The following is a 17,610-nucleotide window of genomic DNA, read 5'->3' on the forward strand; positions in this document are numbered from 1 at the left end:
ATATATGCCTCCTTTTTTCTCAGAGAAAAAATATTATGAAAAATATGCAATCAGTTGTTTTTGTAATCTTATTTGTGATTTTTTCAATCGTACCTGTAAAGGCAGCGATGAAGAAAGTTAATTTTGAAGAAACAGGTATTGAAGAGTTCTTTCCTGCTTGTACGGAAAAACGTGATGCCATCTGTGTAAAAACAATTCAAGTTGGAGAAGAGAACCAAGTATTTATATCTATTTTTATTGATATTGATGCAATACCTCAGTTTGACGGGGATGATACTTCTGCCAAAATGAATGGTGTTTCAGGTGGTATGAGTCTTTCTTTAGCACTATTTAACTCAAGACACCCGAAACCACCAGGTGCCGCTAATGACTATGTTAAGCTGAATTTAGATGGTGGAAATTCAGAAAATATTGTTATTTTAGCAGAGGCAATTCTGAATAAGGAGAAATACTCTGGATTTGCATTTCTTCGTAGTGATAATAGGCGTGTTATGGCAGTAATTGAAACTAAATTAAGCCCTATCGATTTATACAAAGAAGGAAAAGCTAAGTATAAATAAAACACTCAAAAATAATAAAATCAGGCCTTACTTTCCCTTTTATTTACACTGAAGGTAAGGGTTTTTTATATTTAACTAGATCAGACTGAATTTTACGACGAGACCATTATTAACTATACAATCAAAGGAATAAAAATATGACTATTGCTAAATTATTTAGCTTTTTATGTCCTTTTGTGGCATGTACTGCCGTAAGTTCCTCTCTGGAGGAAGTGGATATTGCTAAATCAGGAATTGGCGCATATGTAAATATCTGTAGTATTGATGATGCCCCTATTTGTTTTGAAAGTATTAAAATAGATGATAAAAATAAAGTTTTCCTTTCGGTCTTGGCTGATTTTGATTCTATTGAGGAGTATAAAGGGGATGATACTTCTCAGAAGGTAGATGGTGCAATCGTAGTTATGAAGTACTTTTTAGCCATTTTTAATACTAGGTATGCCAAAAAATTAAATGCTTCCTCTGAAGAGTTTAAAGTTAACTTTTATGGAGGAAACCCTGACGACGTTATCATTTTAATGCAATCTAAGATAAATAGCTGGAATTACGTAAGTTATGCTTTAATAGATGACAATGATAATCTTGACTTAATGATCTCACAAAAGGAAGTTGATGTAGAAAATTACTATATTGATGAAGTTTATGTGAATAAGAGCAAGCAAGAGAAACTGAAGAAGGAATTAATTAAATAAAAAAGAATTGATCCTATTCTATGTTTGGTTTGGATATAAAGGCTTCGTATGCTAGAAGAAAAAATCATAGGTGCATTCGGTATTATCTTGATGTTACTAACAATGGTAACCACAGTTTATACATTATTATTGCTATTTATGTGCTTTTACTGTTTGTTCTGCAATAGAAAAAAGCTATTTAGTAATATGCTAAGGTTTATATTTTGTCTTTCTATATCAATGTCATCATTCTTTTTTATGTATTATAATTCAGATATGTTAAATTATGAGATGGTAGAAAGTACGGCCATAGAAAAATGAAAAACACAACTTCACTCCTAATGAAAATTTTACAATTAGCAATCTTGTCTTTTATCGGAGCAATTTTTGGGGATATAATAAGATCTCTTTATTTCCCTGAATCATACACAAATCAGTCTATCTCTGTTGTATTTGTTTGCATAATTACTATTGCTATCATTGTTATGCTTATTCTACCCACAGTAATTTCACTTCGGACTAAAGGGTTAGCGAATAGAAAGACAATTATATGTCTTTCGTTGATGCTTCCAATTTTTGGTGGTTTTTTTTCTTATTTTTTACTAAGAAATCATTATAAATCTATGGATAATAATGAATCAATCATTTCGCACCGATGTTGAAATAGAAAAAAGGAATAGAGAGGAAGAAAAATTATAATTTCATGAAGAAATTTAACCTAAAAAAGCAAAATCTGTTCCCTGTTGGTACTTACTCTAGGTGGAAGGATATTCAATATGAAGAAGTACATGTTTATTTTCCTTTGTATAATTAGTAATGTCGGCTATTGTCAAGATAGTGTTATAGATATTTTTAGAACAATTTCATTAGAGAAAAATAATATTGTATCTCAAAGTGAAATGTCAGAATTTATTTTTGGTGTTAGACGTGATTTAAGTGAAGTAAAAGAAATTGATAAGGTTTTGAACGAAATATACCTTAGTGATTATAATTACAATGATATTATTTATTTTAAATCTTGTTTGAATTCTGAAAAAAACAGGTTTATTAATAGAAACAAAGATATATTTATTTTGGCATCCATTGGTAGGATGGAAATTAAAGAAATGAATAGAAGTGAAATAGATAGTATATTAAAAAACATTAATAATATAGAACTTTCAGAAGACAGAATAAAAATGGTTGAGTTAGTTAATGCAAATAAGATTTTTAGGGATAATTGGTCAGTAGAAAAGCTAAAAAAAATGTATGATTACTATGGATATGATTATCTAATAATAAAAAGAGAAATAATGTCATCTCTCCACTTTATTGGTTCAGATCTTTCTTTGAAAGCTATAGATGAAATTAAGAGTAAGAATGATAATGAAATTATAAAAAATGATATAGATAACCTTTTGTATTAAAACATAAAAACTATGGCCTTATCCTCCCTCATCTCTATGACCAATCGTTTATTAAAACTTGGTAAGTAAGTTAAAACGTCCAAGCTTCAGCTAGGGCACCTGTTATAGCCTAACTCATCAATTTTCTTCTCAAAACTTAGCGGCTTTGAGGGAAAACTCAGCAGTATTTAGAGTTATGGTGAATAGGTGATGGTGAAGAAAAAAATACTGACTGTCTTTGGTACTCGTCCAGAGGCGATTAAAATGGCACCTTTGGTCGATGCGCTGGCCAAAGATAAGCGTTTTGAAGCAAAATGCTGCGTGACCGCGCAGCATCGAGAAATGCTTGATCAAGTGCTTGAGGTGTTCTCAATTACGCCCGATTACGATTTAAATGTGATGCAGCAGGGGCAAAACCTGAATCAGGTAACTGCGCGTATTGTGGTTGAATTAAAGCCGATATTAAAAGCCTTTAAGCCAGATGTGGTTTTGGTTCATGGTGATACGGCCACTACGTTTGCTGCGAGCTTAGCCGCTTTTTATGAAAAAATTGCCATTGGTCATATTGAGGCAGGCCTTAGAACCGGCGATCTTTATTCGCCGTGGCCAGAAGAAGCCAACAGGCGACTCACCGGCGTATTTGCCCATTATCACTTTGCGCCAACCGAGACATCAAAAGCCAACTTAGTGGCAGAAAATGTCCCACAAAAGCGAATTTGTGTCACGGGTAATACGGTGATTGATGCTTTGTATCTTATCAAAGATAAAATCGCTTCCGATGCCAAGCTTAGCGCCAATCTTAAAAGCCAGTTCCATTTTATAAATCCAGATAACAAGCTTGTTTTGGTCACAGGGCACAGAAGAGAAAGCTTTGGCGCTGGCTTTGAAAATATCTGTCAAGCGCTAGCGGTTGTGGCTAGGGCTCATCCCAAAACGCAAATTGTTTACCCTGTGCATTTAAACCCTAATGTGCAAGAGCCAGTGCATCGCTTGCTGGGAGGTATTGAAAACATCTTATTGATTGAACCTTTAGACTATCTGCCTTTTGTTTATCTAATGGATAAAGCCGATATTATTTTGACCGATTCAGGAGGCATTCAAGAAGAAGCGCCTGCTTTGGGGAAACCCGTACTAGTGATGAGAGAGACCACTGAGCGCCCAGAAGCGATAGCAGCAGGCACGGTAAAATTGGTTGGTACTAAGATGCAAAGCATTGTGGAGCAGCTTGATACATTGCTTAGCGATCAAGAGGCCTATAAAGCCATGAGTCTTGCTCATAATCCTTATGGCGATGGTAAAGCGTGCGCGAGAATATTGGCGAAATTGGCTGATTAGAAATGTGAGTGCTTACTCACTTTTTGAGTGTTTGGACGACGTAATTTATATAAATCAAATCATTGCCAAAAATCACTCACCCCAGATACACCATAGGCGCCGTGCTGTTGCGCCGCGGTGAGATCATCAGCGCCTACTCCGCCTAGAGCAAAGACAGGCATGGTGGCTAGCTTGGCAAGCTTGGAGAAACCTTGCCAACCAATGGTGGCTGCTTCTGGGTGGCAACTGGCAATATGAACTGGAGAAAGGGTGACAAAGTCACATTTTATGCGGTTGGCAATCTCTAGTTCAGCTTGATTGTGACATGAGGCGGCAATATAACGCGCTCCTGCTTTCTTGATATCTTGGATGAGCGCATAATCTTGAGCATCTATAGAGGTTAGGTGCACCCCATGAAACGGACCAAGTTGGCTGCCATCATAGGACGATGAGTTAATCAGCACGATACCAGTGAGTTTAGGACCAAGGATTTGTTTAAGGCTGGTTAGAGAGTGAGTTTTGGCTCGGATTTGACTCATTTCATTGGCGCGGTTTTTCTCCAGCATTTTTATGATGGTTTCTAAGTCTTCTTCATTACCCGTTATGGAGTACTTTCTTGGTAATTGGCTCAAGTTTTAGTCCTTATCAAGATACTGGTTCAGTCTGGTTAGCAAAGTACCATTAGAAAGCCTTGTGATAAAGCTCATCACTCATCTTCAAAATCTGAAATTAGCAGGTTTGCGGCGGCAAAAGCGGCTTTTTCACGTACCTCTTGAGGTAGGTCTGCTTGGGCGGCAATATCATTGAGTGCGCGTAAGGTGCAGCCAATCGCTTTTGGGATGTAAGCTTGGTCGCCGCTGCCTATTTGGGCGTAAAACTCTTTTACTAAATCACAGCATTCATATACTTTCATGGCTTAATTACTCTTTAGGCTTAGATCTTTTTTCAACCTAACTATAGTGATGACTTAGCGCCGGATCGGCTTTGATCTTGCGCAAATAGACGCGTGGTATGGCTACGTCGTGTCCATTTGGGCAGATGGTCTCAAAAACAGGCTTTATATTAGCAAAAAGCGTGAATTTACAAATAAATAACATATAGTGCTAGATTCATAATAAGGAGAATAAAAATGAAAAAAATATTACTGGTTTTAACGCTTTGTTTGTCGGCTATGGTTAGTGCATCAGAATCGGCATACCCTTGTCCTGAGGGAGAAGTATTACGCTGTCCTGCTACAGGGCCGGGCTGCTTTTGTATGGCTGAAAGCTAACTTCATCATTTTGATTATGTAACTTTAATAAGTGGGCGGTTCGGTAGCCAATGAAAACCGCCTAAATACCTTCGAAATTTTCTATTTTTCAATCCAAGTGTTCGTAATTCATATTATTATAATAAATTTTATTAATTTCTTATATGTTATTAATTTATCAAGTATCATGCATACCGCATTGCAGTGGGTAGTGCATAGTATGATGGATTACAAAATGAAAAAAATCTTATTTCCCTTATTAGTTTTAATGTTAACCCTAGGTGGATGTGCAACTGTACCAATGGCGTCAGTGGAAGAAGATGCAGCCGCAAAAGAATTTCCTGCACCACCAGAAGGTAAATCTGGTTTGTATATTTTTCGAGATGGTTATTTGGGTTCTGCCCTGAAAAAAACAATCAGTATTGATGGTGAAGAAATAGGTGAAACAGCACCAAGCGTCTTTTTCTACCGCATTGTTGATGCTGGAAAACACACACTTTCAACAGAATCTGAATTTAGCCCTAATGATTTGATCATAAAAACAGAATCTGGCAAAAACCATTTTGTTGAAAACTATATTAAACTTGGTGTTATTGTCGGTGGTGCCAATTTAGTTGAAGTTGATGAAAACGAAGGTAAAAGTCGAGTACGTAAGTTAAACCTAGCTAAATAATATTCCACTAAACAAAAAATGGGACCAAGCGGGTCCCATTTTTGGATCTGGTTGGGCAGAGTTAATGTTAGTTTTGCAATTGCAGTTCCAGTTGAGCGGTTAGCTCTGGCGCCAGCTTTAGCTGTTTGGCGAGCTCTTGAAGGTAAGCCTTCTCCATAAAATTTTGTTCGTCGATAACAATCAATGAAGCAAGATAGATTTCACTGGCTTGCTGCGGCGATTGCGCAAGTCTAGCAATCTCACTCGGGTCGAGTGGTTTGTTAAGCTCAGTGTGCATGAGAGATTGCAGCTGACTATCCGCACCTGCTTCTTTAAGCGTTGATTCAATGCGTTGCATCTCATCACCATCCACATGCCCATCGGCTTTGGCGGCGGCAATCATGGCTTTTAAAATCAGTTGTTGGTGTATTGCATCCTCACCGTCAAAGCTTTCATTGTTTCCAGCATCTGACTGTTTAGACTGCCAATTATTGTATGCTGAGTAAGCAAGAGCGCCAAGGGCTGCCGCTCCACCAATCTTGAGCGCATTCTTACCCACTTTTTTGCCAAGCTTTTTGGTCTTTTTTGAACCCATTAAAAGGCCGACAAGGCCACCGCCTACAGCGCCTGCGCCGAGTGTTTTTAATGAACCAGAGCTTGAGGCCTGCTGAACTTTTTGCTGGCCTTGACGAGCGAGATCTGAGTTTAATGCTTGGTTAAGTAAACTTTTTAAATCCATTCATGCCTCCTAGGTTTTAAGCAGTCTAGCTTAACGTATATGAATACAAGATTAATATAAATCTAGGAGCAAAAAAACGGGCTGAAGCCCGTTTTACTTTTTACTGAAAATCAATCTTGTGCGTGGCCATGAATACCAAGGAGCTTGCCATCTAAGTAGGCTTCTTTACCATCTTTCATGGTTAAGCGCTCTTCAACCAGCCATTGGACGACTAAAGGATAGATGTTGTGCTCTTGAACTTGGACACGTTTGGTGAGCGTTTCCACTGTATCATCTTCAAAGATAGGCACTTTAGCTTGAAGTATCACAGGCCCGCCATCGAGCTGCTCGGTCACAAAATGTACGCTGGTGCCATGCTCTTCATCACCGGCGTGAATCGCACGTTGATAAGTGTTTAGACCTGGATATTTAGGTAGTAGTGAGGGATGAATATTGATCATTCGCCCCATATAGTGGCGTACAAATTCACCACTTAGGATACGCATGTAACCAGCAAGAACAATCACATCTGGCTTGTATTCATCGATCTGCTTCATTAGCTCGCGGTCAAATGCATCACGCGTGTCGAATGAGTTTGGATCTAAAGAATGCGCTGCCGCGCCTGCGTTTTTGGCACGTTCTAAGCCATAAGCTGTTGCTTTATTTGAAAAAACAGCACTTACTCGGCCGGTTGTGATCTTATCTTCACAAGCATCAATGATCGCCTGTAAGTTCGAACCGTTTCCTGAAACTAAAACAACAATACTTTTCATCGTTTATCTGATCTCTACTTGTTCTTGGTTGGCTTGTGCATCCGCGATCTCGCCAATGACCCAAGCATTCTCACCTTCGGCTTGAAGAAGTTCAACCGCTGCTTGCGCTTGATCTTTTGGCAGAGCAACGATTAGTCCCACACCACAGTTGAAAGTACGATACATCTCATGAGTCGTAACATTGCCTTTTTCTTGTAGCCAGCCAAAAATACTTGGCCACTGCCAGCTGTTGCCATCGATGACTGCTTTGGTGCCCTCTGGTAAAACGCGTGGGATGTTTTCCCAAAAACCGCCACCAGTAATATGAGAAATGGCGTGAATATCATGCTTTTCGATCATTTTAAGTGCAGATTTGATGTAAATCTTCGTAGGTTCGAGAAGGTGCTCGCCTATGGTTTTGCCTTCTAGCTCTTGATTGGTATCTGCGCCAGACACTTCAATGATTTTACGGATCAGAGAGTAACCGTTTGAATGTGGACCACTTGAACCGACCGCAATAAGCGCATCACCAGCCGCCACTTTAGTGCCATCGATAATGTTGGCTTTTTCAACCACACCAACACAGAATCCAGCCACATCATAATCTTCGCCTTCATACATGCCGGGCATTTCAGCGGTTTCGCCACCGATTAGAGAACATCCAGCTTGGACACAGCCTTCAGCAATACCAGAGACAACGTCTGCTGCGGTATCGACATCCAATTTGCCTGTTGCGTAGTAGTCAAGGAAAAATAATGGTTCAGCACCTTGCACAATCAGATCATTAACGCACATAGCAACAAGATCGATGCCGATAGTGTCATGTTTGTTCATATCCAATGCAAGACGCAGTTTGGTTCCTACGCCATCTGTGCCGGAAACAAGTACAGGTTGCTTGTATTTAGTTGGTAATTCACACAGCGCACCAAAACCGCCAATGCCTCCCATGACTTCAGGGCGACGAGTACGTTTGACCGCCCCTTTGATGCGGTCAACTAGAGCGTTACCCGCGTCGATATCTACGCCAGCGTCTTTATAGCTAAGAGAAGTGTTATCAGCACTCACAAGCAAGTCCTCAGTTTTAATATTGGATATGAAATCGGCGCTATTCTAACAGTGGACAACACTATATGGCAAACGTTTGCGTGGCTTTTTCTTTTGTTCTAACTCAAGAATTACCCAGCGAAATCATTTATAATCCGCAGGTTTGTTTAAATTTTACCTAGATACTCGGAGATGGAAATGAAAGTTGTTGAAGTAAAACACCCTCTGGTTAAGCATAAAATCGGCCTGATGAGAGAAGGTGATATCAGTACAAAGCGTTTTCGTGAGCTTGCAACAGAAGTGGGCAGTTTGCTGACTTATGAAGCAACTTCAGACTTTGCAATGGAAAAAGTCACCATCGAGGGGTGGGATGGTCCGGTAGAAGTTGACCAAATTAAGGGTAAAAAAGTCACTGTAGTGCCTATTTTGCGCGCGGGTTTGGGCATGATGGATGGTGTGCTTGAGCATGTACCAAGCGCGCGCATCAGTGTGGTGGGTATTTACCGTGATGAAGAAACGCTTGAACCAGTGCCTTACTTTAACAAACTGGCTTCTAATATTGATGAGCGAATCGCTTTGGTAGTAGACCCTATGCTGGCAACAGGCGGCTCCATGATAGCGACCATTGATTTACTCAAAGAAAAGGGATGTAACCAGATTAAAGTATTAGTATTGGTTGCAGCACCTGAAGGCATTGAAGCGCTTGAAAAAGCTCACCCAGATGTTGAGCTTTACACTGCCGCTATCGATGAAAAACTTAACGATAAAGGTTATATCGTGCCAGGTTTAGGTGATGCTGGCGATAAGATTTTCGGCACTAAATAAATGTAAGTAAGTTAAACAAAAAGGGAGCCATGGCTCCCTTTTTACATCATTACTGTAATCTATTTACGCTATTACCAGCCTTTGACTACGCCGCCTTGGAAAATCTTATAGGCTGCGCTGTAGACTTCTTCAGTTTGGTAAGACTTGATGAAGTTCTGCACATTCTCAGCGTTGACATTGTCTTCGCGTGCTACCACTAGGTTCACGTATGGTGATTCTTTATCTTCAACAAATATGCCGTCTTTTTGCGGTGTTAACTTGATAGAGCTGGCATACGTTGTATTGATCACTGACAAAGCCACATCATCTAAAGAGCGCGGAAGCTGCGCTGCATCTAGCTCAACAAGAGTGACATTTTTTGGGTTTTCGGTAATATCGCGAACGGTTGCAAGTAGTCCAACACCTTCACGTAATTTAATAATGCCTTGCTGCTCGAGCAATAGTAATGAGCGGCCAAGGTTGGTTGGATCGTTAGGGACTGCGATACGATCGCCGTCAATAATTTCATCAACCGATTTCACTTTCTTAGAGTAGCCTGCGATAGGATAAACAAAGGTATTACCAGCAATTGATAGTTTGTAACCACGATCTTTGATTTGCTGATCTAAGTATGGTTTGTGCTGAAACGCGTTAACATCAATTGAGCCATCGTCTAGCGCAGCGTTAGGAGTAACATAGTCGCTAAAAGTGACCAGCTCTACATCAAGGCCATATTTTTCCTTAGCGACTTTTGCCGCGACTTCTGCAACTTGAGCTTCGGCACCAGCCATGACACCTACTTTTATTTTGTTTGCATTGTCTTGCTTGTCGCCACATCCTGCCAATATCAGCGCTGAGGCGGCGACAGCTGTTGTTAGTAGGCCTTTAATTCCAAATTTCATGACTTTACTCCTTAACTTCAATTCAAAAACTTCAATTCAAATATGGTTATCTATGATCGACACGGCGTACAAGTGCATCACCGATCGATTGAATAATCTGTACTAAAACAATCAACATAACGACAGTTACCGCCATGATCATCACATCATAGCGATGAAATCCATAGCGAATCGCTACATCACCAAGCCCACCACCACCGACGGTTCCTGCCATTGCTGAATAACTCACTAAAGTGACCAGTGTAATCGTGACTGAGTTAACTATAGTGGGCAGAGCTTCCGGTAGCAGTACTTTACTAATGATTTGTAAGGGAGTGGCCCCCATAGATTGAGCCGCTTCGACCAAACCTGTTGGCACTTCCAGTAATGCACTTTCAATCAGACGAGCAACAAACGGGATAGCCCCTATGGTAAGTGGGACAATAGCAGCTGTTGTGCCGATAAATGTACCAACCAGAATTTTTGTAACTGGAATAATGGCAACCATAAGTACAAGAAAGGGCACTGAGCGACCTATGTTTACGATAGCGCCTAGCAGACGGTTCAGTTTGGCATTTTCCAGTAATCCACCTTTTTTAGTGGTATGCAGGATAACGCCTAGTGGAATGCCGAGCGCAAAACCGACAATACCAGCAACGGCAACCATGTATAAAGTCTCACCCGTTGCATTGATTAAAAGCTGGCTATTTAGGTTTAGCCATTGTGACAGAGTTTCAAAGGACATAACCTAGCACCTCTACTTTTACATTGTGCGCGCGAAGAAATTCAATCGCAGCTTTATCATCGTTTTCATTGCCAAACAGTTCTGCGACCATCATGCCAAATTTAACCCCGCCAGCGTAATCAAGATCAGAGCTAAGAATACTGACATCAATATTGAATTTACGCGCGATTTGACTCATCACTGGTGCATCAACCGTCGCACCAGTAAACTCGAGGCGAACCAGCGGATAGCTACCTTCAACGCGAGTTGACTGAAGGCGTGCCTGATAATCTTCCGGTATTGAAAGATCAAGCGTTGAGCGGATAAATTCATGGGCGAGCTCAGTTTTCGGGTGAGCGAAGATCTCTCCCACAGAGCCACTTTCGACCAGCTCTCCGCCTCCGATAATCGCAACTTCATGGCAGATACTTTTGACCACATCCATTTCATGGGTTATCAGCAGCATGGTAATATTGAGCTTACGATTGATTTCTTTTAGCAGCTCTAAAATTGATTGAGTGGTGGCCGGATCAAGTGCGCTGGTGGCTTCATCACACAGTAACACCTTTGGATCGCTTGCCAGTGCTCTCGCAATAGCGACACGTTGTTTTTGACCGCCACTTAAATTTGCAGGGTAACTTTCATGCTTGTCGGCTAAGCCAACCAGTTTAAGCAGCTCAGAGACTTTATTTTTTATATGTGCTTTTTCTTTGCCAGCCAGCTCAAGTGGCAAGGCTACATTGTCAAATACTGTTCTTGATGAAAGCAGATTAAAATGCTGGAAAATCATACCGATATTGCGGCGTGTTTCACTCAGTTGCGATTTAGATAATTGTGTTAAATCGACGCCATCGACAACGATGGAGCCTGAAGTTGGTGCTTCCAACATATTAACGCAGCGAATCAGCGTACTTTTCCCTGCTCCTGATGAGCCAATTACACCAAATATGGTGCCTTGAGGTATATTAAGATTAATATCCTTTAAGGCATGTATTTCTTTGTTTCCTTGCAGAAATACTTTGTTCACTTGATTTATTTCAATCATCGAGAAATCCGCGCTCAGGTTAAGGTCAACTGACGTTTGAACATAGCTTATGTTCGAAAGGTAGCAAACCCCAATCAAAAGTAGATAGTTTGGTACTACGCCATACAGATCACAGATGCTATGGTTTCATACTAAATGTGTCAATAGATATTTTTACGTCTAGACGTCTAAATGCCCTTTTTCATCAAAACCAAGCGGAATTAGATAGTGCTGAATGAAATAAAGCGTGCAATAATTCAGGCATGTGTTGGCCTTTCAAGCAGAATGTATGCGTGAAAGACAAGTGAGTAATAGTAAAAAAGAGAAGTTAATTTTGGCAAAACCTGCTGTCTTTCTAGATCGTGATGGTGTGATTAATGTTGATCACGGGTATGTGCATGATGAACATGATTTTGAGTTTATTGAAGGTGTGTTTGAAGCAACCAAAAGACTCAAAGAAATGGGTTATTTGTTAGTGCTAGTCACTAATCAATCTGGCATTGCTCGTGGTAAGTTCAGCGAGGATCGCTTTTTATCGCTGACTCAGTGGATGGATTGGAATTTCGTTGACAACGGTGTCGAATTCGATGGTTTCTATTATTGCCCTCATCACGCAGAATATGGTCAAGGCAAGTACCAGCAGGATTGTGATTGTCGAAAACCCAAACCAGGTATGTTTATTTCGGCGCGCGATTATCTAGATATTGATATGGAAAAGTCAGTGATGGTCGGTGATAAAGCCGAAGATATGATGGCAGCGCAATCTGCTGGAGTGGGCACTCGTATATTGGTTCGCACGGGTAAACCCATTAACGAAAAGGGACAGGCTTTGGCGTCTACTGTGCTTGATAGCCTCAGAGATGTTCCCAATTATTTGGATAAATAACGCAACGAATTAACGGCCATATGTAATGGCCTTTTTATTGGGCTAAAAAATAATGAATGTAAAAGTACTTGGCAGCCTTTGTCTGGTTTTGATGTTACAAGCATGTAGTACCTCGTATGTGACTTATCATTGCCAAGCAGATAAAGAGTTTGATGTGGCTTATACGAAAAATCATGAGTCGGCTGTTTTAAGAGTTGGTAATCAAGAATACACTTTGATGCAAGTTCCCGCCGGGTCTGGGGTAAAGTATGTTCCAACTGGTGAGGAAAAAACCAAGGTTAATCCTCTGGTATTGCACACGAAAGGTGAACATGCACGCTTGGAAGTTGGATCTGAAGTTTATAAGGGATGTAGAATATAGTTGTCTTAACTATTTGATGTTCCGTAAGGAATTGTTCACAAGCCATTATGAGTAAAAAACTGACTATCCTTGATATCGCCAAACTCTCTGGTGTAGGAAAATCCACTGTATCTCGTGTTCTCACCAACGACCCTAGGGTAAAGCCCGAAACGCGGGCAAAAGTAGAGCGTGTAATTGAAGATTCCGGTTATGTTCCTTCTAAATCCGCTCAGGCTATGAGAGGGGGCAGCCAAAAAGTCGTCGGTGTTATCATTTCCCGCTTAGATTCTCCTTCTGAAAACCGTGCGGTTGGCAGTATGCTTCAGGTTCTTTATCGCAGTGGTTATGATGCTGTCATTATGGAGAGCCAACTGAACCGCCATTTAGCTAATGAGCACCTTGAGGTACTTGGTAAACGCAATGTTGACGGCATTATTGTTTTCGGTTTCAGTGACTTTGATGTAGAACGGTTAGCCAACTGGCAGGGCAGATCTGTCGTTATCGCGATGGATACGAAAGCCACCTCGTCGATTAATTATGATAATGATGGAGTAATCCGTTTAGCCCTAGAACATCTTTCTCGTCAAGGCGCTAGAGATATCGCCTTTATTGGTGTTGATCCTTGTGACCAAACCACTGGTTATTTACGTCTCGAGTCGTATCTTAGCTGGTGTCACCAAAACGGGCGCATTGCTAACTATCAAACGGGACAACTCAACCTTGAAAGTGCGTATAACTTGGTTGACCAGGTGCTTACCCAAGAGACTCAAGCGATCAGCTGCGCAAGTGATACTCTGGCACTTGGAGTCATTAAACGTCTTCAGGAGCTTGGTCGTGAGGATGTCATGGTCACTGGAGTTGGAGGCAGTGAATTATTATCTTTCCTTTTTCCTAATGTCTTCAGTATTGATCCTGGTTATGCCAAAGCAGGGGAAAAAGCGGCTAATCTTTTGATTTCTCATATTAATGGCGAAACTGACCCAGAGCATCTCACTCAAAGCCCAATTCTTAGCTAACTTACTTATTGTTATATATTTTTAAATTATATTGTGATCTTATTCAATTAATGGGACCGTTCCCATTTATGTTTGTCGATAGATTTGACACTATATTTCACACCTTGGGAATGTTCCCAAAATTATATTCATAGCGCGGAGCCATTTACTCCGTGTAAAGTGAAAGTCCAATTCAGGGTGGATAAAACTATGAGCAAGATTTCACGGCAAGAGGTCGAGGATCTAATAGAGAATGTGGGTGGGCGCGATAATATTGCTAGCGTCAGCCACTGTTTGACGCGTCTTCGTTTTGTTTTAAATGATACCAACCAAGCAGATATTAAAGCACTGGAAGCACTGTCTTTAGTTAAGGGGTGCTTTACCAACGCTGGTCAGTTTCAAGTTGTTGTTGGCACTGATGTTGATGAAGTGTATAAGATTTTGATCGAGCTTTCTGGACAATCAGGTGCGTCCAAAGATGAAGCTAAGCAAGCGGCTCGTCAGAACATGAATCTATTAGAGCGCGGTATCTCACATCTTGCTGAAATCTTTGTTCCTCTTTTGCCAGCAATCATTACCGGTGGTTTGATCTTAGGTTTCCGTAATGTGATTGGCGACATCAAGATGTTTGATGGTCAATCTTTGACCCAAATTAGCCAGTTCTGGGCAACAGTACATAGCTTTTTATGGTTAATTGGTGAAGCGATTTTCTTCTTTCTTCCTGTTGGCGTGTGTTGGTCAACGGTTAAGAAGCTTGGCGGGACCCCCATTTTGGGCATCACCCTTGGTGTTACCTTAGTATCCCCACAACTGATGAACGCCTATCTCATTGGAAAACAAATACCCGAGGTATGGGATTTTGGATGGTTTGCGATTGAAAAAGTCGGCTATCAGGCTCAAGTGATCCCTGCGATGCTAGCAGGCATTGCTCTTGCCTTTATTGAGACCAACTTAAAGCGTATCGTACCTTCATACCTTTATTTAGTTGTGGTGCCTTTTGTTTCGATAATTGTTTCTGTTGTGCTTGCGCACTCTTTAATTGGTCCATTTGGACGCACCTTAGGTGATGGTGTGGCTTTTGCTGCGAAAGCCGCGATGACAGGTGATTTTGCAATTATTGGCTCTACTATCTTTGGCTTTTTATATGCGCCCTTGGTTATTACTGGTATTCACCATACCACCAATGCGGTCGACCTGCAGTTAATGCAAGACTTGGGTGGAACACCAATCTGGCCTTTGATTGCTTTATCAAATATTGCTCAGGCTTCGGCAGTTGTAGGTATTATCATCAGCAGCAAAAAGCATGGTGAACGTGATATCTCTGTTCCTGCTGCCATCTCTGCTTATCTTGGGGTAACAGAACCTGCCATGTACGGCATTAACCTCAAGTATAAATTCCCTATGCTAAGCGCCATGATAGGTAGTGCGATTGCTGCGGCGATTTGTGGCAGTGCTGGTGTCATGGCAAACGGTATTGGTGTCGGCGGCTTGCCCGGCATTCTCTCCATTCAGCCACAGTTTTGGGGTATTTACGCATTGGCTATGTTAGTCGCAATCGTTATCCCTACTGCATTGACGTTATTTTTCTATAAGCGTGCTCAAATGAAAGGCGAGTTAGAGCCAGCAAACGCGTAATGATAGTTTAGGCCGAGTCAGTATTTTCAATCACTCGGCCTTTTTATAATTTTTATTTTTGGTAAGTGAATTAGACGATGACAATCAGCACGGATCCTAATTGGTGGAAAACCGCATCCATCTATCAGATTTATCCTAAGAGTTTTTGTGACAGCGGCGATAAAGGTACAGGAGATATCCAAGGAATTATCTCTAAGCTAGATTATCTCAAGTTGCTCGGTATTGACGCTATTTGGCTTACCCCCGTGTACAAGTCGCCTATGGTCGATAATGGTTACGATATTTCTGACTATTACGCCATTAATCCTGACTTTGGGACTATGCAAGACTTTGAGCAGTTAGTTGCAAAGGCTCGTCAACGTGATATTCGCATCATCATGGATATCGTTGTTAACCATACCTCAACCAAGCACGCTTGGTTTCAATCGGCTTTAGGGGATAAAAATAGTCCTTACCGTGATTACTATATTTGGAAAGATCCTGTTGACGATGAAGTCCCTAATAACTGGCAGTCTAAGTTCGGCGGTAGTGCTTGGGAACTCGATAGTGAAACAGGTCAATACTATTTACACCTTTTTGCCAAAGAGCAAGCGGATCTCAACTGGGAAAATCCAGAGGTGCGACAAGCGGTTAAAGACGTAATTAGCTTTTGGGCAGAAAAAGGAGTGGATGGGTTCCGTCTTGATGTGATTAATCTTATTTCTAAGCAGCAAGACTTTCCTAGTGACGATCTTGGTGATGGCCGCCGTTTCTACACCGATGGCCCTCGTGTACACGAGTATTTGCAGGAAATCAGTCAAGCGGTATTTCGTAAATATGGCAGTGTGACGGTAGGAGAGATGTCTTCCACCTCATTAGAACACTGCCAGCGTTACTCCTCGCTTGATAACAAAGAGCTCTCTATGGTGTTTAATTTTCACCATCTTAAAGTGGATTATCCAAATGGAGAAAAATGGACCAAAGCGCCTTTTGACTTCATTCAGCTCAAAGAGATTTTTAATCATTGGCAAACAGGACTTAATGGTCAAGGTTGGGGAGCACTATTTTGGTGTAATCATGACCAGCCACGAGTTGTCAGTCGTTTCGGTGATGATAAAAAATATCGTGTCGAATCAGCTAAGATGCTGGGCGCATCGATCCATATGATGCAGGGAACTCCTTATATATATCAAGGTGAAGAGATTGGTATGACCAACCCTGGCTACGGTTCGATATCTCAGTATCGTGATGTAGAGAGTACCAATATGTATGACATCATGGTCAATCATAATGGTATTAAAAGTGACGATATGATGGCCATCTTGGCGCAAAAATCTCGCGATAATTCAAGGACTCCGATGCAGTGGAATACCGAAGAATACGCTGGTTTTTCCAAGGTTCAACCTTGGCTAGAAGTGGCGGAAAATTATCTTGAAATTAATGCTGCGCAGGCGGTTGATGATCCCAGCTCGGTGTTTTATTTCTATCAACAGCTGATTGCTTTACGTAAGCAAATAGAAGTGATTACTAGTGGTAATTATCGAGATCTTTATCCACAGCATGAACAGATTTTTGGTTATCAGCGCCAGAGTGAAAAGCAAAGTTTAATTTGTTTGAATAACTTTTATGCGGTCGAGGCCAGTTGTAGTCTTCCTGAGACGTTTGATGCCACTAAAGCGAAATATTTGTTAGGTAACTACACAGATTTATCAGAGCAAGTGTCAATGGAGCAGGTTCTGCGTCCATACGAAACACGAATCATCCTACTAGAAAAATAACGGCAATAGCCTTCACCCCCATTTTTGTGTTGTCTTTTTAGCCCTGTTTTCAGGGCTCTTTTCTTTTCGTTTAAGATTACTAGATACAAAAAAAACCAGCTCAATGAGCTGGTTATCTTAATATGGTGGAGGGGGACGGATTCGAACCATCGAAGGCAGTGCCAGCAGATTTACAGTCTGATCCCTTTGGCCACTCGGGAACCCCTCCAGGGTATTTTT

At 41.0% G+C, this 17,610-nt stretch carries 20 protein-coding genes and 1 tRNA gene; 12 read left to right on the top strand and 9 right to left on the bottom strand.

What is annotated here, in order from left to right; all coding sequences use genetic code 11:
• Positions 1 to 35: 35 nt before the first annotated feature.
• From MHN79_RS10935 to wecB, 4 genes are all read left to right on the top strand, one after another.
• Complete coding sequence (locus MHN79_RS10935; RefSeq protein WP_239172916.1) at positions 36 to 560, top strand: hypothetical protein; 525 nt, start codon at positions 36 to 38, stop codon at positions 558 to 560.
• 137 nt (positions 561 to 697) lie between these two features.
• Positions 698 to 1,252 (top strand): hypothetical protein, encoded by a 555-nt coding sequence (locus MHN79_RS10940; protein ID WP_239172917.1) that lies wholly within the window; start codon positions 698 to 700, stop codon positions 1,250 to 1,252.
• A 755-nt stretch (positions 1,253 to 2,007) separates the two neighbouring features.
• On the top strand, positions 2,008 to 2,637 hold the full coding sequence (locus MHN79_RS10945; RefSeq protein WP_239172918.1) for a hypothetical protein: 630 nt from the start codon (positions 2,008 to 2,010) through the stop codon (positions 2,635 to 2,637).
• A 189-nt stretch (positions 2,638 to 2,826) separates the two neighbouring features.
• Positions 2,827 to 3,951 (top strand): UDP-N-acetylglucosamine 2-epimerase (non-hydrolyzing), encoded by a 1,125-nt coding sequence (gene wecB / locus MHN79_RS10950; protein ID WP_239172919.1) that lies wholly within the window; start codon positions 2,827 to 2,829, stop codon positions 3,949 to 3,951.
• Between the two features lie 59 nt (positions 3,952 to 4,010).
• Here the strand turns inward: wecB and MHN79_RS10955 are convergent, their stop codons facing one another.
• Both MHN79_RS10955 and MHN79_RS10960 read right to left on the bottom strand, forming a co-directional pair.
• Positions 4,011 to 4,562, bottom strand: coding sequence for a thiamine phosphate synthase (locus tag MHN79_RS10955; protein WP_239172920.1), 552 nt, complete (start codon positions 4,560 to 4,562; stop codon positions 4,011 to 4,013).
• A gap of 74 nt (positions 4,563 to 4,636) precedes the next feature.
• Positions 4,637 to 4,843 carry a YaeP family protein gene (locus MHN79_RS10960; RefSeq protein WP_239172921.1) on the bottom strand — a complete coding sequence of 69 codons (207 nt, stop codon included), beginning with the start codon at positions 4,841 to 4,843 and terminating at the stop codon, positions 4,637 to 4,639.
• Positions 4,844 to 5,059: 216 nt separating this feature from the next.
• Between MHN79_RS10960 and MHN79_RS10965 the strand changes: the two genes are divergently transcribed.
• Positions 5,060 to 5,200, top strand: a complete 141-nt coding sequence (locus MHN79_RS10965; RefSeq protein ID WP_239172922.1) for a hypothetical protein — start codon at positions 5,060 to 5,062, stop codon at positions 5,198 to 5,200.
• A gap of 214 nt (positions 5,201 to 5,414) precedes the next feature.
• Positions 5,415 to 5,852 carry a DUF2846 domain-containing protein gene (locus MHN79_RS10970; RefSeq protein ID WP_239172923.1) on the top strand — a complete coding sequence of 146 codons (438 nt, stop codon included), beginning with the start codon at positions 5,415 to 5,417 and terminating at the stop codon, positions 5,850 to 5,852.
• A gap of 67 nt (positions 5,853 to 5,919) precedes the next feature.
• On the opposite strand, the gene MHN79_RS10975 is transcribed toward MHN79_RS10970, so the two are convergent.
• The 3 genes from MHN79_RS10975 to purM form a co-directional block, all read right to left on the bottom strand.
• Entirely contained in the window at positions 5,920 to 6,570 is a 651-nt protein-coding gene (locus tag MHN79_RS10975; RefSeq protein WP_239172924.1) for a tellurite resistance TerB family protein, read from the bottom strand.
• Positions 6,571 to 6,680: 110 nt separating this feature from the next.
• Entirely contained in the window at positions 6,681 to 7,322 is a 642-nt protein-coding gene (purN, locus tag MHN79_RS10980) for a phosphoribosylglycinamide formyltransferase (RefSeq protein WP_152429755.1), read from the bottom strand.
• A 3-nt stretch (positions 7,323 to 7,325) separates the two neighbouring features.
• Complete coding sequence (purM, locus tag MHN79_RS10985; RefSeq protein WP_239172925.1) at positions 7,326 to 8,366, bottom strand: phosphoribosylformylglycinamidine cyclo-ligase; 1,041 nt, start codon at positions 8,364 to 8,366, stop codon at positions 7,326 to 7,328.
• Positions 8,367 to 8,543: 177 nt separating this feature from the next.
• On the opposite strand from purM, the gene upp reads away from it, so the two are divergent.
• Positions 8,544 to 9,170, top strand: coding sequence for a uracil phosphoribosyltransferase (upp, locus tag MHN79_RS10990; RefSeq protein ID WP_160926116.1), 627 nt, complete (start codon positions 8,544 to 8,546; stop codon positions 9,168 to 9,170).
• 71 nt (positions 9,171 to 9,241) lie between these two features.
• Here the strand turns inward: upp and MHN79_RS10995 are convergent, their stop codons facing one another.
• Genes MHN79_RS10995 through metN form a run of 3 tightly spaced genes read right to left on the bottom strand, consistent with a single transcriptional unit; the run spans position 9,242 to position 11,799 of the window.
• Complete coding sequence (locus MHN79_RS10995; RefSeq protein WP_239172926.1) at positions 9,242 to 10,051, bottom strand: MetQ/NlpA family lipoprotein; 810 nt, start codon at positions 10,049 to 10,051, stop codon at positions 9,242 to 9,244.
• Positions 10,052 to 10,097: 46 nt separating this feature from the next.
• Positions 10,098 to 10,775, bottom strand: coding sequence for a methionine ABC transporter permease (locus MHN79_RS11000; RefSeq protein WP_239172927.1), 678 nt, complete (start codon positions 10,773 to 10,775; stop codon positions 10,098 to 10,100).
• On the bottom strand, positions 10,765 to 11,799 hold the full coding sequence (metN, locus tag MHN79_RS11005) for a methionine ABC transporter ATP-binding protein MetN (RefSeq protein WP_239172928.1): 1,035 nt from the start codon (positions 11,797 to 11,799) through the stop codon (positions 10,765 to 10,767). The genes MHN79_RS11000 and metN overlap by 11 nt, the downstream gene beginning before the upstream one ends.
• Positions 11,800 to 12,112: 313 nt before the next feature.
• On the opposite strand from metN, the gene gmhB reads away from it, so the two are divergent.
• From gmhB to treC, 5 genes are all read left to right on the top strand, one after another.
• A complete protein-coding gene (gmhB, locus tag MHN79_RS11010; RefSeq protein WP_239172942.1) occupies positions 12,113 to 12,664 on the top strand; it encodes a D-glycero-beta-D-manno-heptose 1,7-bisphosphate 7-phosphatase in 552 nt (183 codons plus the stop codon).
• Positions 12,665 to 12,716: 52 nt separating this feature from the next.
• On the top strand, positions 12,717 to 13,025 hold the full coding sequence (locus tag MHN79_RS11015) for an MliC family protein (protein ID WP_239172929.1): 309 nt from the start codon (positions 12,717 to 12,719) through the stop codon (positions 13,023 to 13,025).
• A gap of 47 nt (positions 13,026 to 13,072) precedes the next feature.
• Entirely contained in the window at positions 13,073 to 14,020 is a 948-nt protein-coding gene (treR, locus tag MHN79_RS11020; RefSeq protein ID WP_239172930.1) for a trehalose operon repressor TreR, read from the top strand.
• A 189-nt stretch (positions 14,021 to 14,209) separates the two neighbouring features.
• Positions 14,210 to 15,634 carry a PTS trehalose transporter subunit IIBC gene (gene treB, locus MHN79_RS11025; protein ID WP_239172931.1) on the top strand — a complete coding sequence of 475 codons (1,425 nt, stop codon included), beginning with the start codon at positions 14,210 to 14,212 and terminating at the stop codon, positions 15,632 to 15,634.
• Between the two features lie 77 nt (positions 15,635 to 15,711).
• A complete protein-coding gene (gene treC / locus MHN79_RS11030; RefSeq protein WP_239172932.1) occupies positions 15,712 to 17,391 on the top strand; it encodes an alpha,alpha-phosphotrehalase in 1,680 nt (559 codons plus the stop codon).
• Between the two features lie 123 nt (positions 17,392 to 17,514).
• On the opposite strand, the gene MHN79_RS11035 is transcribed toward treC, so the two are convergent.
• Positions 17,515 to 17,599: transfer RNA gene (locus MHN79_RS11035), tRNA-Tyr, on the bottom strand.
• Positions 17,600 to 17,610 lie beyond the last annotated feature (11 nt).

Source organism: Vibrio sp. Of14-4 (assembly GCF_022347625.1).
Taxonomy (GTDB): Bacteria; Pseudomonadota; Gammaproteobacteria; order Enterobacterales; family Vibrionaceae; genus Vibrio; species Vibrio pristinus.

What these genes read in the sequence shown, in the direction of transcription:
- MHN79_RS10935 (WP_239172916.1), top strand. Translation starts at nt 36, where the DNA reads ATGAAAAATATGCAATCAGTTGTTTTTGTAATCTTATTTGTGATTTTT.
- MHN79_RS10940 (WP_239172917.1), top strand. Translation starts at nt 698, where the DNA reads ATGACTATTGCTAAATTATTTAGCTTTTTATGTCCTTTTGTGGCATGT.
- MHN79_RS10945 (WP_239172918.1), top strand. Translation starts at nt 2,008, where the DNA reads ATGAAGAAGTACATGTTTATTTTCCTTTGTATAATTAGTAATGTCGGC.
- wecB (WP_239172919.1), top strand. Translation starts at nt 2,827, where the DNA reads ATGGTGAAGAAAAAAATACTGACTGTCTTTGGTACTCGTCCAGAGGCG.
- MHN79_RS10960 (WP_239172921.1), bottom strand. Translation starts at nt 4,843, where the DNA reads ATGAAAGTATATGAATGCTGTGATTTAGTAAAAGAGTTTTACGCCCAA.
- MHN79_RS10965 (WP_239172922.1), top strand. Translation starts at nt 5,060, where the DNA reads ATGAAAAAAATATTACTGGTTTTAACGCTTTGTTTGTCGGCTATGGTT.
- MHN79_RS10970 (WP_239172923.1), top strand. Translation starts at nt 5,415, where the DNA reads ATGAAAAAAATCTTATTTCCCTTATTAGTTTTAATGTTAACCCTAGGT.
- MHN79_RS10975 (WP_239172924.1), bottom strand. Translation starts at nt 6,570, where the DNA reads ATGGATTTAAAAAGTTTACTTAACCAAGCATTAAACTCAGATCTCGCT.
- purN (WP_152429755.1), bottom strand. Translation starts at nt 7,322, where the DNA reads ATGAAAAGTATTGTTGTTTTAGTTTCAGGAAACGGTTCGAACTTACAG.
- upp (WP_160926116.1), top strand. Translation starts at nt 8,544, where the DNA reads ATGAAAGTTGTTGAAGTAAAACACCCTCTGGTTAAGCATAAAATCGGC.
- MHN79_RS10995 (WP_239172926.1), bottom strand. Translation starts at nt 10,051, where the DNA reads ATGAAATTTGGAATTAAAGGCCTACTAACAACAGCTGTCGCCGCCTCA.
- MHN79_RS11000 (WP_239172927.1), bottom strand. Translation starts at nt 10,775, where the DNA reads ATGTCCTTTGAAACTCTGTCACAATGGCTAAACCTAAATAGCCAGCTT.
- metN (WP_239172928.1), bottom strand. Translation starts at nt 11,799, where the DNA reads ATGATTGAAATAAATCAAGTGAACAAAGTATTTCTGCAAGGAAACAAA.
- MHN79_RS11015 (WP_239172929.1), top strand. Translation starts at nt 12,717, where the DNA reads ATGAATGTAAAAGTACTTGGCAGCCTTTGTCTGGTTTTGATGTTACAA.
- treR (WP_239172930.1), top strand. Translation starts at nt 13,073, where the DNA reads ATGAGTAAAAAACTGACTATCCTTGATATCGCCAAACTCTCTGGTGTA.
- treB (WP_239172931.1), top strand. Translation starts at nt 14,210, where the DNA reads ATGAGCAAGATTTCACGGCAAGAGGTCGAGGATCTAATAGAGAATGTG.
- treC (WP_239172932.1), top strand. Translation starts at nt 15,712, where the DNA reads ATGACAATCAGCACGGATCCTAATTGGTGGAAAACCGCATCCATCTAT.